Origin of the sequence: Acidisphaera sp. S103, from assembly GCF_009765975.1 — a bacterium.
Taxonomy (GTDB): Bacteria; Pseudomonadota; Alphaproteobacteria; order Acetobacterales; family Acetobacteraceae; genus Rhodopila.
The window spans coordinates 46385-46781 of record NZ_LMUJ01000100.1 but is presented as its reverse complement, the minus strand read 5'-3'; the positions used below and the strand labels follow the sequence as shown (position 1 = coordinate 46781).

1 pseudogene is annotated in these 397 nt (G+C 72.8%); it reads right to left on the bottom strand.

Annotation, left to right across the window (positions count from 1 at the left end):
• Window positions 1-397, bottom strand: a pseudogene (locus tag GSQ89_RS32435) (heme utilization protein); the annotation flags it as partial.

Sequence of the window (397 nt, the reverse complement as noted above, 5' to 3'; positions counted from 1 at the left end):
GGCGACCGCCAGCGACGGCAACTGTGCCGTGGTCAGGGTGGCGATCTGCGCCGACCCGATGGCGGCGACCTGCGCCGACCCCAGCCCGGCGATGCCGCCGGTGGACAGCACCGGGACCTGGGTGGTGGTCAACGCGGCCGCCTCGGTGGTGGTCAGCGCCGCCACCTGCGCCGAGGACAACGCCGCCACCTCGGTGGTGCTCAGCACCGCCACCTGCGTGGTGGTCAACGCGGCAACCTGCGCCGTGGTCAGCGCCTTGACGTCAGCGGTGGACAACACCGGCACCTGGGTGGTGGTCAATGCCGCCACCTGCGCGGTGGTCAGCCCGGCGACCTGAGCGGCGGTCAGCACCGCCACCTGCGACGTAGTCAGCGCGGCGGTCTCGGTGGTGGTCAGT